The sequence below is a fragment of the Saccharothrix violaceirubra genome (assembly GCF_014203755.1).
Taxonomy (GTDB): Bacteria; Actinomycetota; Actinomycetes; order Mycobacteriales; family Pseudonocardiaceae; genus Actinosynnema; species Actinosynnema violaceirubrum.
In genome coordinates this window covers 4,736,929-4,754,499 of sequence record NZ_JACHJS010000001.1, presented here as the reverse complement: position 1 = coordinate 4,754,499, position 17,571 = coordinate 4,736,929, and the positions used below count along the sequence as shown (strand labels likewise).

At 70.0% G+C, this 17,571-nt stretch carries 16 protein-coding genes; 12 read left to right on the top strand and 4 right to left on the bottom strand.

Features of this window, described 5'->3' with window-relative positions:
• Positions 1-125 precede the first annotated feature (125 nt).
• Positions 126-1,007, bottom strand: a complete 882-nt coding sequence (locus F4559_RS21805; protein ID WP_184676088.1) for a LysR family transcriptional regulator ArgP — start codon at positions 1,005-1,007, stop codon at positions 126-128.
• A 72-nt stretch (positions 1,008-1,079) separates the two neighbouring features.
• Between F4559_RS21805 and F4559_RS21800 the strand changes: the two genes are divergently transcribed.
• The 9 genes from F4559_RS21800 (at position 1,080) to F4559_RS21760 (ending at position 10,844) form a co-directional block, all read left to right on the top strand.
• On the top strand, positions 1,080-1,670 hold the full coding sequence (locus F4559_RS21800; RefSeq protein ID WP_184676086.1) for a LysE/ArgO family amino acid transporter: 591 nt from the start codon (positions 1,080-1,082) through the stop codon (positions 1,668-1,670).
• Positions 1,671-1,759: 89 nt separating this feature from the next.
• Positions 1,760-2,728 (top strand): SGNH/GDSL hydrolase family protein, encoded by a 969-nt coding sequence (locus F4559_RS21795; protein WP_221447335.1) that lies wholly within the window; start codon positions 1,760-1,762, stop codon positions 2,726-2,728.
• A gap of 230 nt (positions 2,729-2,958) precedes the next feature.
• Positions 2,959-3,339, top strand: coding sequence for a hypothetical protein (locus tag F4559_RS21790; protein ID WP_184671448.1), 381 nt, complete (start codon positions 2,959-2,961; stop codon positions 3,337-3,339).
• A gap of 224 nt (positions 3,340-3,563) precedes the next feature.
• On the top strand, positions 3,564-4,538 hold the full coding sequence (pstC, locus tag F4559_RS21785) for a phosphate ABC transporter permease subunit PstC (RefSeq protein WP_184671446.1): 975 nt from the start codon (positions 3,564-3,566) through the stop codon (positions 4,536-4,538).
• An 8-nt stretch (positions 4,539-4,546) separates the two neighbouring features.
• Positions 4,547-5,641 carry a phosphate ABC transporter permease PstA gene (gene pstA, locus F4559_RS21780; protein ID WP_221447334.1) on the top strand — a complete coding sequence of 365 codons (1,095 nt, stop codon included), beginning with the start codon at positions 4,547-4,549 and terminating at the stop codon, positions 5,639-5,641.
• Positions 5,638-7,221: a phosphate ABC transporter substrate-binding protein PstS gene (locus F4559_RS21775; RefSeq protein WP_184671444.1), complete on the top strand. Its 1,584-nt coding sequence runs from the start codon at positions 5,638-5,640 to the stop codon at positions 7,219-7,221. The genes pstA and F4559_RS21775 overlap by 4 nt, the downstream gene beginning before the upstream one ends.
• A gap of 1 nt (position 7,222) precedes the next feature.
• Positions 7,223-9,700 (top strand): type 2 periplasmic-binding domain-containing protein, encoded by a 2,478-nt coding sequence (locus tag F4559_RS21770; protein ID WP_184671442.1) that lies wholly within the window; start codon positions 7,223-7,225, stop codon positions 9,698-9,700.
• Positions 9,697-10,527, top strand: coding sequence for a sortase domain-containing protein (locus F4559_RS21765; protein WP_184671440.1), 831 nt, complete (start codon positions 9,697-9,699; stop codon positions 10,525-10,527). Before F4559_RS21770 ends, F4559_RS21765 begins: the two co-directional genes overlap by 4 nt.
• Positions 10,528-10,619: 92 nt before the next feature.
• Entirely contained in the window at positions 10,620-10,844 is a 225-nt protein-coding gene (locus F4559_RS21760; RefSeq protein WP_184671438.1) for a hypothetical protein, read from the top strand.
• A 120-nt stretch (positions 10,845-10,964) separates the two neighbouring features.
• On the opposite strand, the gene F4559_RS21755 is transcribed toward F4559_RS21760, so the two are convergent.
• Both F4559_RS21755 and F4559_RS21750 read right to left on the bottom strand, forming a co-directional pair.
• Positions 10,965-11,954: an esterase-like activity of phytase family protein gene (locus tag F4559_RS21755; protein ID WP_184671436.1), complete on the bottom strand. Its 990-nt coding sequence runs from the start codon at positions 11,952-11,954 to the stop codon at positions 10,965-10,967.
• 85 nt (positions 11,955-12,039) lie between these two features.
• Positions 12,040-13,038, bottom strand: coding sequence for a type 2 periplasmic-binding domain-containing protein (locus F4559_RS21750; protein WP_184671434.1), 999 nt, complete (start codon positions 13,036-13,038; stop codon positions 12,040-12,042).
• Positions 13,039-13,275: 237 nt separating this feature from the next.
• Between F4559_RS21750 and F4559_RS21745 the strand changes: the two genes are divergently transcribed.
• The 3 genes from F4559_RS21745 to F4559_RS21735 are packed head-to-tail and all read left to right on the top strand — an operon-like array spanning position 13,276 to position 16,936.
• Positions 13,276-14,052: a phosphate ABC transporter ATP-binding protein gene (locus tag F4559_RS21745; RefSeq protein ID WP_221448243.1), complete on the top strand. Its 777-nt coding sequence runs from the start codon at positions 13,276-13,278 to the stop codon at positions 14,050-14,052.
• A gap of 34 nt (positions 14,053-14,086) precedes the next feature.
• Entirely contained in the window at positions 14,087-16,522 is a 2,436-nt protein-coding gene (locus F4559_RS21740) for an NACHT domain-containing protein (protein WP_376774721.1), read from the top strand.
• A 9-nt stretch (positions 16,523-16,531) separates the two neighbouring features.
• Complete coding sequence (locus tag F4559_RS21735) at positions 16,532-16,936, top strand: MmcQ/YjbR family DNA-binding protein (protein ID WP_184671428.1); 405 nt, start codon at positions 16,532-16,534, stop codon at positions 16,934-16,936.
• On the opposite strand, the gene F4559_RS21730 is transcribed toward F4559_RS21735, so the two are convergent.
• Positions 16,910-17,557 (bottom strand): Crp/Fnr family transcriptional regulator, encoded by a 648-nt coding sequence (locus F4559_RS21730; protein ID WP_184671426.1) that lies wholly within the window; start codon positions 17,555-17,557, stop codon positions 16,910-16,912. The genes F4559_RS21735 and F4559_RS21730 overlap by 27 nt on opposite strands.
• Positions 17,558-17,571 lie beyond the last annotated feature (14 nt).

The following is a 17,571-nucleotide window of genomic DNA, read 5'->3' as shown; positions in this document are numbered from 1 at the left end:
GGGGCACGGTGCGATGCACGCCCGACGGCGCACGGGTGAACGACTGACGAACTGCGGTACCAGGCCGTTTCGTGGGGAATCCTCGCTCTACCAGGGGATTCGTGAGAGGTCGACGGTTTGGCTGATCAAAGGTTCGGCTGGTATGGACCTGTTGCGGGTTGGCGAAGTTCGGCCGCGGCGGCCTCGGACACGGCTTCGGACACGCGGCGCAGGACCGAGGAGTCGAGCTTCCAGCGTTGCCAGTGCAGCGCCACGTCGACGGGGTGCTCCGGGAACAGGTCGACCAGACCGCGGTGGCGGCGTAGCTGCTGCTCGCTGAGCAGTCCCCAGCCCAGGCCCGCGACGACGGCGTCCTCGAAGACCGGGCTGTCGGGCAGGTGGTGGCGCCGGGCGGCGGCGGGCCGGCCGGTGCGATCGCGGCAGAACGCGTCCTGGAGGTCGTCCTTCTCGTCGAACACGATCACCGGCAGCTCGTCCAGGGGGACGCCCTTCCAGCGCTTGGCGAAAGTTTTGTTCGCGACGGCGTGGTAGCGCATCGCGCCGAGCGGGTCGACGCGGCAGCCCTGCACGGGGCTCGGCGTGGACGTGACGGCCGCGACCACCAGGCCCTGGCGCAGCAGGTCGGCGGTGTAGTCCTGGTCGTCGCGGCGGACCGACAGGAGCACGTCGTCGGCGACCTCCTTGACGACCGCGCGGAACCAGGTGTTGAGGGAGTCCGCGTTGACCGCGACGCTCAGCGGGGCCGGGCCCAGGGCGAGGCCGAGTTCGCCGAGCGTCTCGCGTTCGACGAGGTCGAGCTGGCGGCCGTAGCGGGCGACCGCGACCCCGGATTCGGTGAGGCGGGCGGGTTTGGCGCGGACCAGCAGGACGCGTCCGGTGCGTTGTTCCAGGGCTTTGATGCGTTGGCTCACGGCCGACGGGGTGATGTGCAGCTTGCGGGCGGCGGCGTCGAGCGTGCCCTCGTCCAGCACGGCCAGGAGGGTGCGGACGGCTTCGGGATCGAGCATCACGCGTGCTAATGATACTTAAGGAAGTGTAGCTGGCCTTATGGTCGGTCGATTTCATACGGTCGGGGCGTGATGTATGCGGTTCTGGCCGGGCTGGGTACCGGGTTCTCGCTCATTGTCGTGATCGGTGCGCAGAACGCCTTGGTGCTGCGTCAGGGTGTGCTGCGGCAGCAGGTGGCTGTCGTCGTCGCGCTGTGTGCGGCGTCGGACGCGGTGTTGATCACGGTCGGGGTGGCGGCCGGGTCGTTGTCGGTGCCTCCGGCGGTGCTGGTGGTGCCGCGGGTGGGCGGGGCGGCGTTCTTGCTGTACTACGGGTATTCGGCGTTCCGGCGGGCGTTCCGGGCGAGTGCCTTGGAGCCCGCGGCCCAGCCTGCCGCGACGGTTGTGTTGACCTGCTTGGCTTTTACGTGGTTGAACCCGCACGTGTACGTGGACACCGTGTTGTTGTTGGGCACGACTTCGACGACGTGGGGCGCGGACCGGTGGTGGTTCGGAGTGGGAGCGGCTTGCGCGAGCGTGACGTGGTTCTGCTCGTTGGGGTTCGGCGCCCGCCACCTGGCCCCGCTGTTCACCCGGCCGGTGGCGTGGCGGGTGTTGGACGGGTTCGTCGCGGTGATCACGACCGTGACGGCCGTGTCGCTGCTGACCGCGATCCGAACGTGATCCCACCTTCAGGTGACTGTCCACAGTGGAAGTTGTGGCGCCGTCTTCGCTCTTCCTAGGGTCTAGGCGACCGCATTCCAGGAGGAATCGTGACACGTATTCACGCTGCCCGTGCCGTCGCGCTGGGCACGGCCACCGCTCTCGCCACCGCTCTCGGCATCGTGCCGTCCGCCGGTGCGCAGCCCACCGCCAAAGCGGAGTACCAGTGGGTCGCCCTGGGCGACTCTTACACCGCCGGGGTCATCCCGGCCTCGGGTGACACCTTCGAGGTGCCCCGGGACGGCTGTGAGCGCACCGACCGGTCGTACCCGCAGGTGATCGACCGCGACCTCGGCGCGCTGTTCGAACTCACCAACGTGAGCTGTGGTGCCGCCACGATCGAGGATGTCTCCTTCCGGGCACAGCAGCCGATCGGCCGACACCTGCCGCCCCTTGTCGAAGACCCGGACTACCCCTTCCCCCCGGTGCCGCCGCAATCCGAAGCCGCGGGTTCGGACACCGACGTGATCACAGTCGGCGTCGGCGGCAACACCCTCGGGTTCGCCGAACTGCTCCTCCAGTGCCTGCGACTGGGTGGAGATGCGGGCGGTGTCGGAACTCCGTGCCGGGACGCGCAGTCCGACGGCATCCGCGCCCGTCTCGACAAGGTGGGGAGCGACTACGAGGAACTGCTCAGGGTGCTCCACGAGCGTGCCCCCAAGGCGAAGATCCTCGCGGTCGGATACCCGACGGTCATCCCCGGGAATGCCGCAGACTGCGAGTACAACAACTTCGAGCAGTTCGGCTCGGTCACGCCGGAGGACCTGGACTGGCTGCGCAAGGACGTGCTGGAACCTCTCAACGCGGTCATCAAGGCCGCGGCCGAGACTCATGACGCCACCGTGTTCGTCGACCTGTACGAGTCGTCCCGTGACCACAGCGTGTGTGCCGCCACCAAGTGGGTGGACGGCATCTTCACCCAGGTCCCCGACCAGATGGCCTTCGTGCATCCCAACGCCCAGGGGCACCGGAACGCGGCGGACCACGTCACCGAGGCACTGTTGAACACCATCAGCTGACGGAATCCTGTCCCGTGGCCGCCCCGGCATCGTGCCGGGGCGGTTTTTGTCGTGGTGGCGTTCTCGGGCGTTACCGCTCCCGGTGGGCGAGTGCTTTGGGGGGCGATAGGAGTTTCCGATATGTCGGGCGTTAATTGATCAGCCGTGTGGCGCTTGCCTGTTCGACCACTGGACGTCCCCTGGCAGCGTGACTGTCGCGCCGGGGTTCCAGGGGTGAGGGGGCGGGGTCCGTGGCGCGTTTCCAGTGCTATCGCACGGTGCAGACGGGGGTGCGGTGGCGGTTGCTCGGGGGCAACAACCGGGTGCTCGGGGTCGGGGTGCGGGTGCACCTCGACCAAGCCGCCGCTTTGGCCGAGATCGAGGTGGTCCGGGTCGACGGCGCGATGGCGGACTTCACCATCGAGCACGCGGACAACGGGGCGTGGTGGTGGCGGCTGGGCGGGTTGGCGCGGTCCGCCCAGGGGTTCGCGCGGCGGGTGGACGCCGAGTTGGCGGCGGCGCGGTTCCGCGACCGGGTCGCGGACGCGGCGCTGGACCCGGTGCTGGCCGTGTTCCAGCCCGGGCGAAGAGGCAGATCCAGCCGGGGTCGGTCACAGCGGCCCGCGGGCTGACTCCGGACGGTGGACTGGTGCGGGTCGGGTCCGGGGCGGGTGGCCCTGGAGCGTCGGCCGGCCGGCCCGAGGGCGGCCCCGGCGTGCGGAGAGTTCGGGAGCGGGGCGCTCCCGGGCAGCGGATGTGTGGCCGCAGTGCGGAATTGGTCGGGCGTTCACCCGGGTGCGCGGGTCCGGTCATCGGGCCGGTTTTCCCTTGCCGTGCAACGAGTCCGGGAGGATGAATGGACGAGCCGCGCGTACTGGCACCCGCCGTGCCGGTCGCCGACCGCGTGTTCCGCGCGGTGGTGCGGTCCTGTGGTGTGCTGGTCCTGCTCATCATGGGCGGGATCGGGCTCTTTTTGGCCTACCAGGCGATCCCCACGCTCGACGTCCTCGGCTGGAGCTTCTTCACGGAGAACCGCTGGCGGCCCGAGTCCAACCAGCTCGGCATCCTGTCGATCGCGCTGGGCACGCTCCAGGTCGCGCTGGTCGCCATCCTCATCGCCGTCCCGGTCGCGCTGGGCACGGCGCTCTACATCTCCGAGTACGCGCCCCTGAAAGTGAGGCGCACTCTGGTGGCACTGCTGGACCTCATGGCCGCGGTGCCCAGCGTCATCTACGGCCTGTGGGGCTTCTTCTTCCTCCAAGGCGAGATCATCTACCTCTCCCGCTGGCTCTCGCGGAACCTGTCGTTCCTGCCCTTCTTCAAGGTGGAGACCGACACGACGGCGGCGGTGTGGGAGAAGAGCCAGTACACCTCCTCGATCTTCATCTGCGGTGTCGTCGTGTCGATGATGGTCATCCCGATCACCGCGTCGGTGATGCGCGAGGTGTTCTCGTCCGCGCCCGTCGGCGAACGCGAGGCCGCACTCGCGCTCGGCTCCACGCGGTGGGGGGTCGTCCGCTCCGTGGTGCTGCCGTTCGGGCGCGGCGGCATCATCGGCGGGACGATGCTGGGCCTGGGCCGCGCGCTGGGCGAGACGATCGCCGTCGCGCTGATCATCTCGCCCGCGTTCGACGTCAAGTTCCGGCCGCTGGAGAAGGGCGGCAACACGATCTCGCAGCTCATCGCGCTGCGGTTCGGCGAGTCCAGCCCGTTCCAGCTCTCCGCGCTGCTGGCGGCCGGTCTCGTGCTGTTCCTGTTCACGTTGCTGATCAACGTGCTCGCGTCGACGGTGGTGGCCCGCAGTCGTAGCGGCGCCGCCACGGAGATCTGAGGTAGCGCATGACGATGGTCGCCGAACCCGAGGTGACGGCGCCGCCCGCCGTCGAGGAGGTCCGCCGCCGCGTCGGCGGGCGCACGCTGGACGACGTGCTCGCCGCGCTCGGCTCGGCGTTCGGGTCGCTGGCGCTGGTGTGGGTGCTCTACCAGAACCTGCTGCCCACGTCCGGGCGGCTGGGGTTCGTGGTGTGCTGGTACCTGGCCTTCCTGCTGCTGTACGCGGCGGTCACCGCGTTGCGCCACCCGCGCACGGTGATCGCGGACCGGCTCGCGGCGGCGGTCGTGCACGGCCTGGCCGCGTTGCTGGGACTCGGGCTGCTGCTGGTCGTGGGCTACACGTTCTGGCGTGGCGCGGAAGCGTTGGGGTACGGCAACTTCTTCGTCCAGGACATGCGCACGGCCGGTCCGCTCGACCCGCTCGGCCGGGGCGGCGTGCTGCACGCCCTGGTCGGCACCCTGGTGCAGATCACCATCGCGGTCGTGATCACGCTGCCGCTCGGTGTGGGCTGCGCGGTGTTCCTCAACGAGGTCAAGGGTCCGCTGGCCCGGCCGGTGCGCACGGTCGTGGAGGCCATGACCGCGCTGCCCTCGATCGTGGCCGGGTTGTTCATCTACGTGACCGTGCTGGTGTTCGCCGGGTTCGACCGCTCCGGGCTCGCCGCGTCGCTGGCCATCGGCGTGATGATGCTGCCGATCATCGCCCGCGCGGCCGAGGTCGTGCTGCGGGTGGTGCCCAACGGGTTGCGCGAGGCCAGTCTCGCGCTCGGCGCGTCCCAGTGGAGCACGGTGTGGCGGGTGGTGCTGCCGACCGCGCGGCCGTCGCTGGCCACGGCGTTGATCCTGGGCATCGCGCGCGGTATCGGCGAGACCTCGCCCGTGCTGCTCACCGCCGGGTACACCACGTACCTCAACGTCGACCCGACCTCGGGTCCGATGGTGTCGCTGCCGCTGGTCACCTACAGCCTGGCGCGCTCCTCGGAGAAGGTCGACCAGGTCCGGGCGTTCGGCGCGGCCTCGATCCTGCTCGCGCTCGTACTGCTGCTGTTCGTGATCGCGCGCGTGGTGGCGCAGCGGTCGACCAAGGGGGGACGTCGGTGAAACGCCTTTTCCTCGTGGTGGCGCTGCTGCTCGTGGCAGCCGCCCCCGCGCAGGCCGCGCAGGGTTACTACCCGATCCGCGGCTCGGGCTCGTCGTGGAGCGAGAACGCCATCAAGCAGTGGATCTCCGACGCGAGCACGTTCGGCCTGACCGCGAGCTACTCGGGCACCGGATCGAGCGCGGGCCGGTTGGACTTCGCGCAGAAGATGAACGACTTCGCCGTGTCGGAGATCCCGTTCCAGGGCGTCGACCCGACCACCGGCAACGCCGACGACGCCAACGGCCGCCCGTTCGCCTACATGCCGATCGTCGCGGGCGGCACGGCGTTCATGTACCACGTCACGATCAACGGCAAGCTGGTCCGCGACCTGCGGCTGCGCGGCGACACGATCACGAGGATCTTCACCGGCGCGATCACGAACTGGAACGACGACCAGATCACCGAGGACAACAACGGCCGCCGCCTGCCCAGCAAGAAGATCGTGCCCGTGGTGCGGTCCGACGGCTCGGGCACCACGGCCCAGTTCACGCTCTGGATGTCCAAGCAGCACGGCGACCGGTACTGCCCGTTCTTCGCCGAGAACGTCAACGCCTCCAAGCCGTGCGGGCTCACGTCGTACTACCCGACGTTCGGCAACGCGGTCGCGCAGAGCGGGTCCAGCCAGATGGCCGGGTACATCTCGGCCGAGTACGGCGAGGGCGCCATCGGGTACGTCGAGTACTCCTACGCCCGCGCGCTGGACTACCCGGTGGCCAAGGTGCGCAACGCGGCGGACTACTTCGTCGAGCCGACCGACTACAACGTGGCGGTCGCGCTCCAGTCGGCGCGGATCGAACGGGACTCCTCGAAGGAGACCTACCTGACGCAGATCCTCGACGACGTGTACCGCAGCCCGGACGCGCGCACCTACCCGCTGTCCTCCTACTCGTACATGATCCTGCCGACGTCCGAGGACGGGAAGACCACCCGCGACTCGGGGCGGACGCTGTCGGCGTTCGCGCGGTACTTCCTGTGCGGCGGGCAGAAGAAGATGGGCGCGCTGGGGTACTCGCCGTTGCCGTTGAACCTGGTGCAGGCCGGGTTCGAGCAGGTCAAACGGGTCCCGGGCGCGGAGCAGACCGACCTGCGGCCAGAGGGCTGCGACAACCCGACCTTCGACCCCGCGGACCCGAACAGCAACAAGCTCGCCAAGACCGCGCCCATGCCCGAGCCGTGCGACAAGGTCGGCGCCGGGCCGTGCGGCACCTCGGGGCCGCAGGGCAACGGGCAGTCCTCGTCCAACGGCCAGGCCGGCACCGAGGGGCAGGCGTCCGCGAACGGCCAGACCCCGGCGCGGGACCTCGACGGCGACGGGCAGCCCGACGCGGGCGTCGACCCGGTGACCGGTCTCGCGGTCGGGCAGCAGGGCCAGGACGGGACGTCCTCGGCCACCGGGAACGCGGTGGAGCTGGCCGCCTCCCGGTCGGACGCGGGCGACCGGGCGCTGACCGTGCTCGCGGCCGTGGAGTTGGTGCTCGTGCTGGTGGTGCCCACGTTCGTCGCCCGCGCGGTCATGCGTCGGCGCTCCCAGGGGGGATGAGATGCGCAGGACTGTCCTGTTGGGACTGGTTTTCGTGCTGGTCGGGCTCTCCGCGCCCGCCGCCGCCGAGGTGGTCGTGCCCGGGGCGGGCAGCGGTGAACCGGTCACGGCCACGCAGACGTTCGACGAGCACTACAACTCCGGCGGCCCGGCCGAGGGGTCGGTGACCGTGTCGCAGACCGCCGACCTGGTGCGCCAGCGGGTGAAGGTGTCGTGGTCGGGACTGCGGCCCACGGCCGGGTCCGGCGTCGGCGCGAGCTACCCGGTCGTCGTGATGCAGTGCTGGGGCGCCCCGGCCGACGTCAAGCGCGAGAACTGCTGGGCGGCCGGGCGCGGCATGGAGCCCGCCACGTTCAACGACGCGCAGCCCTACGATCCGGTGCTGTTCGGCGACTTCGGCGACATCGGCCTGAACCTGTACACGGTCATGTCGTTCACCGCGCGCGACGGCAAGCGCTACTCGTGGGACCAGGTCGAGGTCGACCCGGCCACCGGGCACCCGGTGGCGTGGCCCGACGGCAGCGTGCTGCCCGGCCCGCCGCCGGACCTGTCGCAGGACACGTACAACTTCGTGCTGCCGCCGACGTTGATCGGCGAGACCCGAGCCGACGGCACCGGATCCGCGGACATCGAACTGCTGACCGCCGACCAGATGCCCAGCGTCGGGTGCTCGGACGTGAACGCGTGCTCGCTGGTGGTCGTGCCGGTCGGCGATCCGAACTGCGTGCCCGAGGACCAGATCCTGCTCGACGAGTGGAAGGCGGGCTGCCTGCCGCACGCCACCGACTACTCGTCGATGCGCGACGCGTCCACGTGGAAGACGCCGACGAACTGGGGTCGGCGGTTCGCGTTCCCGCTGTCGTTCCGCAAGAGCCCGCAGGTGTGCACGGCGGACGACCGGTCGGAGACGACGTTGACCGGCTCGCCCTACCTGGGCCAGTTGATGGCGTCGTGGCGGCCCAAGTTCTGCCTGGACGGCAACCTGTTCAAGCTCGGGTACACGTCGTTGGGTGAAGGTGACGCGCGTCGCCAGTTCACCGCGAACCTGCGGGAACGGCGGGCCGACGGCGTGAACGCCGTGCTCACGTCGCGACCCGTGGCCGCGGTCGAAGGGGCGCCGGTCGGGCACGCGCCGGTCGCGGTGTCCGGGTTCTCGGTGAGCTTCGTGCTCGACGACGCGGACGGGCGCGAGGTTCTCGACCTCAAGCTGACACCCAGGTTGTTGCTGAAGATGCTGACCCAGTCCTACACGGGCGCGGCGCCGGGCATCGAGACCCACCCGGCGATCTCGGGCAACCCCACCTGGTGGGGCAACGACCCCGAGCTGGTGGAGGTCAACGGGGGGCTGCGGCTGCGCGACATCAACGTGGCGCCGTCGGCCTACCCCGTGGCCGTGCAGGGTGACATGGACCTGACCTGGGCGTTGACCGCCTACATCGCCAGTGACGCCGAGGCGTTGGCGTTCCTGGGCGGCACGCCGGACCGGTGGGGCATGAAGATCAACCCCAAGTTCGCGGCCCAGGTGCTGCCCTACGACCGGTTCGAGCTGCGGGACGACTGGAGGGTCCCGGCGAACTCGCCGACCTACAAGGAACAGCTCTGGTTCAACCTGGTGGCCAACCAGGTGGCGTCGGTGGTGGGCGCGGCCGTGGCGCTGGTCCAGGCCCGGCCCACCGCGACCACGAACGAGACGATCGACAACGGCAAGCTGGTCTACAAGCGGCCCGAACGGCAGCAGACCGGCAACCGGGCGTTGCTGGCGATCACGGATCTGGGCGACAGCCTGGTGTTCGGGCTGCCCTCGGCGGCATTGCGATCGCGGACCGGGGAGTTCGTCGTGCCCACGCCCGAGTCGTTGACGTTCGGCGTGGCGACGACCGTGCTGGACGAGCGGACGGGCGTGCTGACGATCGACCACACCCGCACCGACGGGCGGGCCTACCCGGGGACGGTGCTGGTGTACGCGGCCGTGCCGACTCGCGGGCTGCCCGCCGGCGAGGGGGAGCGGTACGCGGCGTTCCTGGAGTACGCCGCCGGGGCGGGTCAGCAGGCCGGTGTGGGCGTGGGGCAGTTGCCCGTGGGGTACCTGCCGTTGCCCGAGCCGTTGCGGGAGCAGGCGCGGGTGGTGGCGCGTGCGGTGCGGGAGCAGAAGGGCGACGTGCCGCCCGCGCCGCAGAGCGTCGTGTCGAACCCGTCCGGGCGGGGGTCCGCGGTCGCCGCCGCTGCCCGGCCGGCGGTCGCTCCGGCGGCACCCGTCGCGACCACTTCGGTGTCGGCCCAGCCCAGTGTGGTGACGTCGTCGGCGCGTCCGGTGACGAGCGCGGCCACGCGCGTCGAGTCCTCGTCCGCCGGGCGGTGGTTGCTGCCGGGGTTGTTGGGGCTCGGGGTGTTGGCCGGGGTGATGGCGCCGTTGGCGACGGTCGTCGCGACGCCCGGCCACCCGGTGCGGCGGTTCTTCGGCGGGCTGTTCCGGCGATGAGATCCCCTGTGACGGTCGTGCTGCTGTCGCTTTCGTTGCTGCTGTTGAACTTCGCCGCCTACCTGCTGCTGGTGGGGCCTGTGCGGTACGAGCGGGCCCAGGACGTGCTGTACGCGCAGGCCCGTGAGGAGTTGGCCGGGATCGAAATGCCGTTCAGTGGCGCGATCGAACCCGGTCGGCCGGTGGCGGTGCTGTCGGTCCCGGGGTTGCGGATCACCCAGGTGGTGGTGGAGGGCACGGCCGGTGCGCAGTTGCTGGACGGGCCGGGGCATCGGCGGACCAGTCCGTTGCCGGGGCAGGCCGGGGTGTCGGTGTTGATGGGGCGGGCGGTGACGTTCGGGGCGCCTTTTCGGGATGTGACGGCGTTGCGGGCCGGGGACGAGATCGTGGCGACGACCGGGCAGGGGCGGTTCACCTACCGGGTCGACGGGGTGCGGCGGTCCGGTGATCCGGTGCCGCCGTCGCCGGGGAAGGGGGTCGGGCGGTTGGTGCTCGTGACCGCCGAGGGGGGTGACGTGCTGGGGTTGCCGTTGCGGGCCGAGCGGTCGGTGTACGTGGACGCCACCTTGTTGGATGTCCCGGTGCCGGCCGGGCCGCGGCCTTCGTTGGTGGGCAAGGAGGAGGACGTGTTGGCGCACGACTCGTCCGGCCTGGTGCCGCTGGTGTTGTGGTTGCAGGTGTTGTTGGCGGCCGTGGTGGGTGTCGCGTGGGCGGCCGTGCGCTGGGGGCGTTGGGAGACCTGGCTGGTCGGGTTTCCCGTGTTGTTGGGGGCTTCCTGGCAGGTGTACGAGCACGTGGCCGTGGTCGTGATGCCTAACCTGCTCTGATCTATTCGTGTGACAAAGCCCCCGGCGGATTCCGGGGGCTTTGCCACTTCTCGGCCAGGCGAAGCCGAAGAGGTGGCCGGTATCATCGGTCCATGAGCGTCGTGAACGGTCGCAATCTGGACGCCCGTATCAGGGCTCTGGAGACCCGCCTCAAGCAGGTCGAGGGGATTCAGCAGATTCAGGTCGAGAAGTTGGTCGCGCAGGTCGAGGAGACCCATCGCGGGGTGACTCTCATTCTTTCGATGTTGGCACGTGACCCGGAACTCGCGAAGCTGATTCCGCAGAGCCCTTCGGACGGGCCTTCGAGCGAAGGCTGAGCGGTGCACTCCCGCCGGGTTCCTCCGGGACGGGGACTTCGCCGCAGATCACCCCGATCGGGCTACGTGACGGCAAAGGGCTCCCCGCTGGTCGTCGGGGAGCCCTCTGAGGGAGAGTCTTCAGCTCACGACGGCCTTCACGGCGATCAGCTGGGTGCGCTTGGTCGCCTTCAGGTGGTTGTCCGACACGAAGATCAGGCTGCGGGCACCGTCGGCCCGCACCGGGCCCCACGTGAGGGCCTCCAGCTCGTCGGTCCGCACGCCGAGCCGCGAGACGTCCAGCACGAGGCGCTTGGACAGGGTGTCGACCTGCTCGCCGGCCAGGGCCGGGACGTCCGCGATGTTCGTGGCACCGTTGGCGAAGTCGACCTCGTAGAGCTTCGCGTCCCGGCCGGTGCGCTCCAGCACCAGGAAGCGGGTCTCGGTGACGGCCAGCAGTTCGGTGACCTCGGCGCCCGTGTCGGACCCGTACGCGAACTGCACCAGCGGGTCGCCCGACGCGCGGTCGTGCAGCGTGAAGCGGATCAGGGTGCCGTCCTGCGCCAGCGGGCCGCGGGTCGTGGTCAGGACCGCGACGCCGTCGACCGTGAGGGCCAGGCCGCTGAGCGACAAGCCTTTCTGCACACCGACCTTCTGCACGTCGGGCGTGGCGAAGCGGGCGACGGCGTTGCCCTTCTTGTCGGCCTCGCGGACCGACGGGTCGAGCTTCTTCGTCACGGAACCGGCGTCGGCCCACAGGACGTTGCCGGTCGCGGTGTCGTAGCGCAGTGCCTGCGGGTCGACGCCGGCGGACGTGCCGCGCAGGCGGGAGACGCCGGTGATCTTCGGCTTCGGGCACGCGCCGGACAGGCTCAGCGAACCGGTGTAGAACCGGGCGTTGTCGCGGTCGCCCGACAGCAGGCGGAACTCGCCCGTGGCCTGGTCGTAGTCGGCGCCGGTGATACCGCCGACCACCGTGCCCTGGTATCTGGTCAGACCGGCGAGGCCGTACTCGCCGATCAGGCTGAACTCGTAGCCGGGGACGGTGATCGGGGCGGGCGCGGCCTGGGCGGTCGTCGTGGGGACGGCGATCAGGACGGCGGTGATGCCGAGGACGGCGAGGGAACGCATGACTTTCCTTTCACAGCGGCGGATTCGGGATTCGGGTGAGCCCGGCGACCCTGTCGGGCCGCCGGGCTCGGGAGGAGGTGGGGCGTCAGTTGCGGTCGGTGCCGCAGCCCGGGGCGCGGCGGAAGCCGGCCGCGTCGATGGCCGCCTTGGCGTTGGCGTTCGTGCAGATGTAGCCCAGCGAGCCGAAGAAGCCCGAGAACTTGGCGACGGTCTTGTCCGCCTTGCGGATCACGTTGAACAGCGGGCGGTCGTACGCGACGACGCCGCCGGAGGTCACGGTCTGGCCGGTGGTCGGGCTGACGCGCGCGGTGACGGCGGGCGCCTTGCCGGTCGGGCGGACCGAGTCGTCGATCGTGTTGACCTTGATGCCGGCCAGGCCGATCGCACGGCCGACCGAGAACGGCGCGACGGCGTTCGGGTCACCGACGAGCGGGGCCGCGCTGTGCTCCTGCACCGGGGCACCGGCGAAGGTGTCCTTGGCGCAGGTGCCCGGCGTGGTCAGGCCGATGCTCGCGAGGAAGAACGACCGCGTGCCGGAACCGGCCTGCGGCAGGTAGGCGTTGCGGTTGCAGTCCACGCTGCCCGCGGCCGAGCCGTACAGCTTGTTCAGCGCCAGCGTGGTCAGCGTGGTGGGGACGCTGGAGGTGGTCGCGGTCGCGTAGGTGACCGTGTCGCGGGCGAACTCGATGAACGCGTAGTTGGCCTGGCTGCCGTCGGTCTTCGGGCCGCTGGAGGAACGGGCGAAGTCGAGGTTGTGCGTGGTGCCGTCGGCGATCAGGGCCGCGACACCGGCGCCGGAGCCGTTCGGGCGGGTGATCGTCGGCGCACCGGACTTCGGCGTGATGGTGGCCGAACCCGTGGCGTCCCAGGAGTAGACCTTGTTGGCCGGGGCGGGGGTCTTGGTGTTGTACAGGTTGCCCAGGGTGTTGAGCAGACCCTGCGTCGTGTCCGAGCCGACGCCGACCAGGTCGGTGGTGGCCGGGGTGACGCCCGCGCCGGGGTCGGCCTGCGCGGTGCCGCCGAGCGTGACGAAGGTCGCGAGGCCGGCGACGAGCACGGCGGCCTTGGTCAGGGTGGAGCGCATCGGGAGTTTCTCCTTGTCCCTCAACGGTTTCCTGCTGCGATGTGAACGGTGCCTCACGTCAGGTCGCGTGGACCACCACCGGCCGGGAAAGGTTGCGCTTTCGCACCACGCCCGCGTGGTGAACGCGCAGCCAACCCGTTTTCCGGTCATGCGTGGTGAACTCGCTGTTCGCTTTCGGGTGCCGTCGGGTGCTTTAGGCTCGCGCTCGTGCAGACCGAAGTGGACCTGGAACTGACGCTGGGCGCGACGTTGGCGGCCGTGGACGTGTCGGCGTGGTTCGGTCAGCGCAAGGTGCTGGACCGGGTTTCGCTGACCATGGGCGCGGGCGAGGTGACCGCGTTGATCGGACCCTCGGGCTGCGGCAAGTCGACGTTCCTGCGCATCCTCAACCGGATGCACGAGCTGGTGCCGGCGGCGTCCCTGGCGGGCTCGGTCCTGTTGGACGGCCAGGACATCTACGAACCGGGCCGCCGGATCACCGAGACCCGCCGTCGCATCGGCATGGTCTTCCAGAAGCCCAACCCGTTCCCGGCGATGTCGATCGCGGACAACGTGACGGCGGGGCTGAAGCTGACGGGGACGTCGGTGTCGCGCGCCGAGCGCGAGTCGCTGGTCGAGGAGTGCCTCACCCGGGCCGGGTTGTGGAAGGAGGTCCGCGACCGGCTGCGGCAGCCCGGCGGTGCGTTGTCGGGCGGGCAGCAGCAGCGGTTGTGCATCGCCCGGTCGTTGGCCGTGCGGCCGGACGTGCTGCTGATGGACGAGCCCTGCTCGGCGCTGGACCCGACGTCCACGCGGCGGGTCGAGGAGACCATCGCGGACCTGCGGACCGAGGTGACGATCGTGATCGTCACCCACAACATGCAGCAGGCGGCACGCGTGTCGCAGCACTGCGCGTTCTTCCTCGCCGAGGACGGGACCCCGGGCCACATCGTGGAGCAGGGCCGCACTTCGACGGTCTTCTCCGATCCGGTCGACCCGCGGACGGCGGACTACGTGAACGGGCGCTTCGGCTGACGGTAACCTCCCTCGCACGTCGAGGGAGGTCGCCATCACCGGAGTCGAGGCCGCGGTCGGTCGGATCTGCCAGGCGTTGGTCAAGCAGCTTGCAGCGAGTTGGTTCCGCGAGCGCAAGGCCGACAGTCGGCGTGGGCGCGATCTGACCTCGTTGATCCGGGCGCGGTTTCCGCTGCCTCGGGACGAGCGGGACGTGCTGTCGGCGTTGTGGCAGGTCGAGGACCAGGTGACGGCCAAGCTCGCGCCCGCCTGTGCGCGGTTGGCGCACGGGTTGCCGGAGAATGAGGTCACGGCGGCGCTCGACGCGGTGACGGACACGTTGGCGGACGCCGACCTGTCCGACGAGGCGTTGGTCGGGGTCGACCTCGATCCGGTGGCGCTGTACCAGGAGATCCGGCGTGGTCAGCCGTTGGCCGTGCGGCGGGCGGGACCGGAGCCCCGGGCGGCCGAGCTGTACGACGCGGCGTTGCGGCGGGCGTGTGTGGCGTTGGCGCACCTGGCCCGGGAGTTGCCGGAGTTCCAGGGTGTGTCGGCGGTGGCGTCGTTGCGGCGGTTGACTTCGATCTCTTCCAAGCTGGACGTGCTGCTGGACCGGCTGCCCGCACCGGCTGCGGGGGAGCGGTTCCGGGACGACTACCTGGCGTTCGTGGCGTCGACGCTGGACCGGCTCGACCTGCTCGGCCTGTCGATGCGCAACCGACCCCGGCTCGCATTGAGCATGGCGTACCTGAGCTTGAGCGTGAACTCGGAGGAACGGCGGCGTGCCAGGACCGACCTGATCAAGGACTGGTTCGCCACGGCTCGACGGGACCACGGCACCACACGGGTGGAGAGGGCCCTGTCAGCCTCTTCCCGAGTGCTGGTGCTGGGGGATGCCGGGTCAGGTAAGACAACGTTGCTCCACTGGATCGCGGTGACCGCCGCGCGGTCCGGATTCTCCGGTGAACTGGTCCGATGGAACGGTCGCGTTCCGTTCCTCGTAACGCTGGCACGCTTCCCGAATGCGACGTTGCCAGCGCCGGAGGACTTCGTGTTCGACCTGCTCGCGGCCGAACAGCCTGAGGGATGGGTGCGCGAACGCTTGCGCACTGGTGACGCGCTGGTCTTGGCCGACGGCGTCGACGAGGTCCCGCCGACGAGACGACGGGTCGTCCGGGAATGGCTGCGAGAGCTGTGCTCGGCGTATCCGGAGGCCACGTATGTGGTGACCTCGCGGCCGGCCGCCGCTGATCGGCTGTGGTTGGCCGACGAGGATTTCTCCTCGGTGACGCTCGACCGGATGTCTTCGCCGGACATCCAGGTGTTCGTGGATCGGTGGCACGCTGCGGCGGCCGATGCGCGTTCCCTGCCGTGCGACATCTCCGAACTGCCCGCGGCCAAGGAGCGATTGCGACGCCAGTTGTCGGCTCGGCCGCACCTGCGGATGCTGGCGACCAACCCGTTGCTGTGCGCGATGCTGTGTGCGTTGAACCTGGAGCGGACGGCCGAGTTGCCGCGCAACAGGATCGACCTGTACCGCAAGGCTCTGGACATGCTGCTGCACCTGCGGGACAGCGAACGCGGCATCGACAGTCCCCTGGACACGGCCGAGAAGACCGCCTTGCTGCGGGACCTTGCCTGGCGGTTGACCACCGGCAACCGGGCCGAGATGGCGACGTCGACGATGCTGGAGTACCTGGGGCACAAGCTTCCGGGAATGCCGAACGTCGATCTCGATGCCGACGAGGTGGCCGGGCTTCTGCTGGCACGCAGCGGTGTGCTCCGCGAGCCGACTCCTGGCCGGGTCGACTTCGTGCACCGGACGTTCCAGGAATTCCTCGCGGCCGAGGAGGCGATGGAGGACCACCAGGTGCACACCCTGGTGGCCAACGCCCACCGGGATTCCTGGTGGGAGACCATCGTGATGGCCTGCGGTCACGCGAAACGGCCGCAGTTGCGCGAGTTGTTGTCGGAGCTGTTGGAACGTGCGGAGCGGGAACCGCGGTACGCCCGACGACTGCGCCTGCTGACGGCGGCGTGCCTGGAGACGGTGACCGAGATCGACCCCGTGCTGCTGGCCGGGATCGAGACGATGATCCGGACGAAGCTCGTCCCGCCCCGGAGTCTGCGGGAGACGAGGTCGTTGAGCGGTATCGGACATCGGGTTCTGCGCTACCTTCCGCCGAACCTGACCGGGTTGAGCGAGAATGCCGCCCAGGCGACGGTGCGCACTGCCTGGCAGACGGGCGATGCCGAGGCGATCGTCCGACTGGCCGGCTACGCACGAGACCCGAGGGTCGGTGTCCAGACCGAATTGATCACCGCCTGGGACTACTTCGATCCGGAGACTTACGCCATCGAGGTACTCGCGGACGCGCCGCTGCTGGAAGGCTGGGTGAGCGTGTGGTCGGCACGACTGATCCCGCACCTGCGCCACCTGCGGAACTTGGCGGGAGTGATGCTCGCTGCCGATGAGTCCGGAACCGACTAGGGTCCGGTCGTGGCCACTTGGAATGATGTGCGTGACCTGGTGTTCGCGTTGCCGGGGACGACGGAACGTCCGACGATGGACGACATGACCGCGTGGCGGGTCGCGGACAAGCTGCTGGTCTGGGACCGGCCGCTGCGCCGTGGCGACCTGGAAGCACTCGGGGACGACGCGCCCGACGGGCCGGTGCTCGCGGCGCGGGTGGCGGACTTCGGGATCAAGGAAGCGCTGCTGGCGGACAGCCCGGACGTCTACTTCACGACCCCGCACTTCGACCGGTCGGCGATCGTGTTGGTGCGGCTGGAGAACATCGGGGTCGACGATCTCGAAGAGTTGATCACCGACGCGTGGGTCGGGCGGGCGCCCAAGAAGCTCCTCAGGCAGTGGGAGTCAGACCAGGCCGCAGCGGGCTCGTAGGGCCGCCACGTCCCGCACGGTCACGCCGCCCTTGCCGGTCTCGACGATCCCGGCCGCCCGCAGGCTGCTCATGGCCCGGACGACCGACGCCCGGGACACGGCCAGCATCCGGGCGAGTTCCTCCTGGGACGAGAAGCGGACGGCGGCCGTCCGCGCGCCCTCGGCCTCCCGGACCAGGAAGCGCACGACCTTGGTGAACGCGTCGTCGGTGGCGGTTCCCGGATCGGGTAAGCGTTCCAACGCGATGGACGACACCACCCATAGGACGTGGGGATGTCTGTCGACCACGCGGTTGAAGTCCTCGCGGCCGATGACCAACGCCTGGATCGGCGTGTGGGCGACGACCGTACGTGGCCGTTTTCCGTCGTCCACCAACGCGTGCTCGCCGATGATGTCGCCCGCGCACCTCGTGCCCAGCACCCGGCCGTCGTCGACGATCCGCACCCGGCCCCGGTGCAGGACGGCGGCCCACCCGCCCTGCTCACCTGCGCTGAGCAGGCGGGCGCCGGACCGGTAGCGCCGGTAGCGGGCCACCGCGGCCACGGCGACGCGTTCCGTCGCGGCCAGGCGGCGCCAGAAGCCGCCCAGCCGGTGTTCGTCCGTGACCGCGCTGAAAGCCACTTCGACCCCGTCCG

What these genes read in the sequence shown, in the direction of transcription:
- pstC (WP_184671446.1), top strand. Translation starts at nt 3,564, where the DNA reads ATGGACGAGCCGCGCGTACTGGCACCCGCCGTGCCGGTCGCCGACCGC.
- F4559_RS21805 (WP_184676088.1), bottom strand. Translation starts at nt 1,007, where the DNA reads ATGCTCGATCCCGAAGCCGTCCGCACCCTCCTGGCCGTGCTGGACGAG.
- F4559_RS21755 (WP_184671436.1), bottom strand. Translation starts at nt 11,954, where the DNA reads ATGCGTTCCCTCGCCGTCCTCGGCATCACCGCCGTCCTGATCGCCGTC.
- F4559_RS21800 (WP_184676086.1), top strand. Translation starts at nt 1,080, where the DNA reads ATGTATGCGGTTCTGGCCGGGCTGGGTACCGGGTTCTCGCTCATTGTC.
- F4559_RS21760 (WP_184671438.1), top strand. Translation starts at nt 10,620, where the DNA reads ATGAGCGTCGTGAACGGTCGCAATCTGGACGCCCGTATCAGGGCTCTG.
- F4559_RS21750 (WP_184671434.1), bottom strand. Translation starts at nt 13,038, where the DNA reads ATGCGCTCCACCCTGACCAAGGCCGCCGTGCTCGTCGCCGGCCTCGCG.
- F4559_RS21765 (WP_184671440.1), top strand. Translation starts at nt 9,697, where the DNA reads ATGAGATCCCCTGTGACGGTCGTGCTGCTGTCGCTTTCGTTGCTGCTG.
- F4559_RS21770 (WP_184671442.1), top strand. Translation starts at nt 7,223, where the DNA reads ATGCGCAGGACTGTCCTGTTGGGACTGGTTTTCGTGCTGGTCGGGCTC.
- pstA (WP_221447334.1), top strand. Translation starts at nt 4,547, where the DNA reads ATGACGATGGTCGCCGAACCCGAGGTGACGGCGCCGCCCGCCGTCGAG.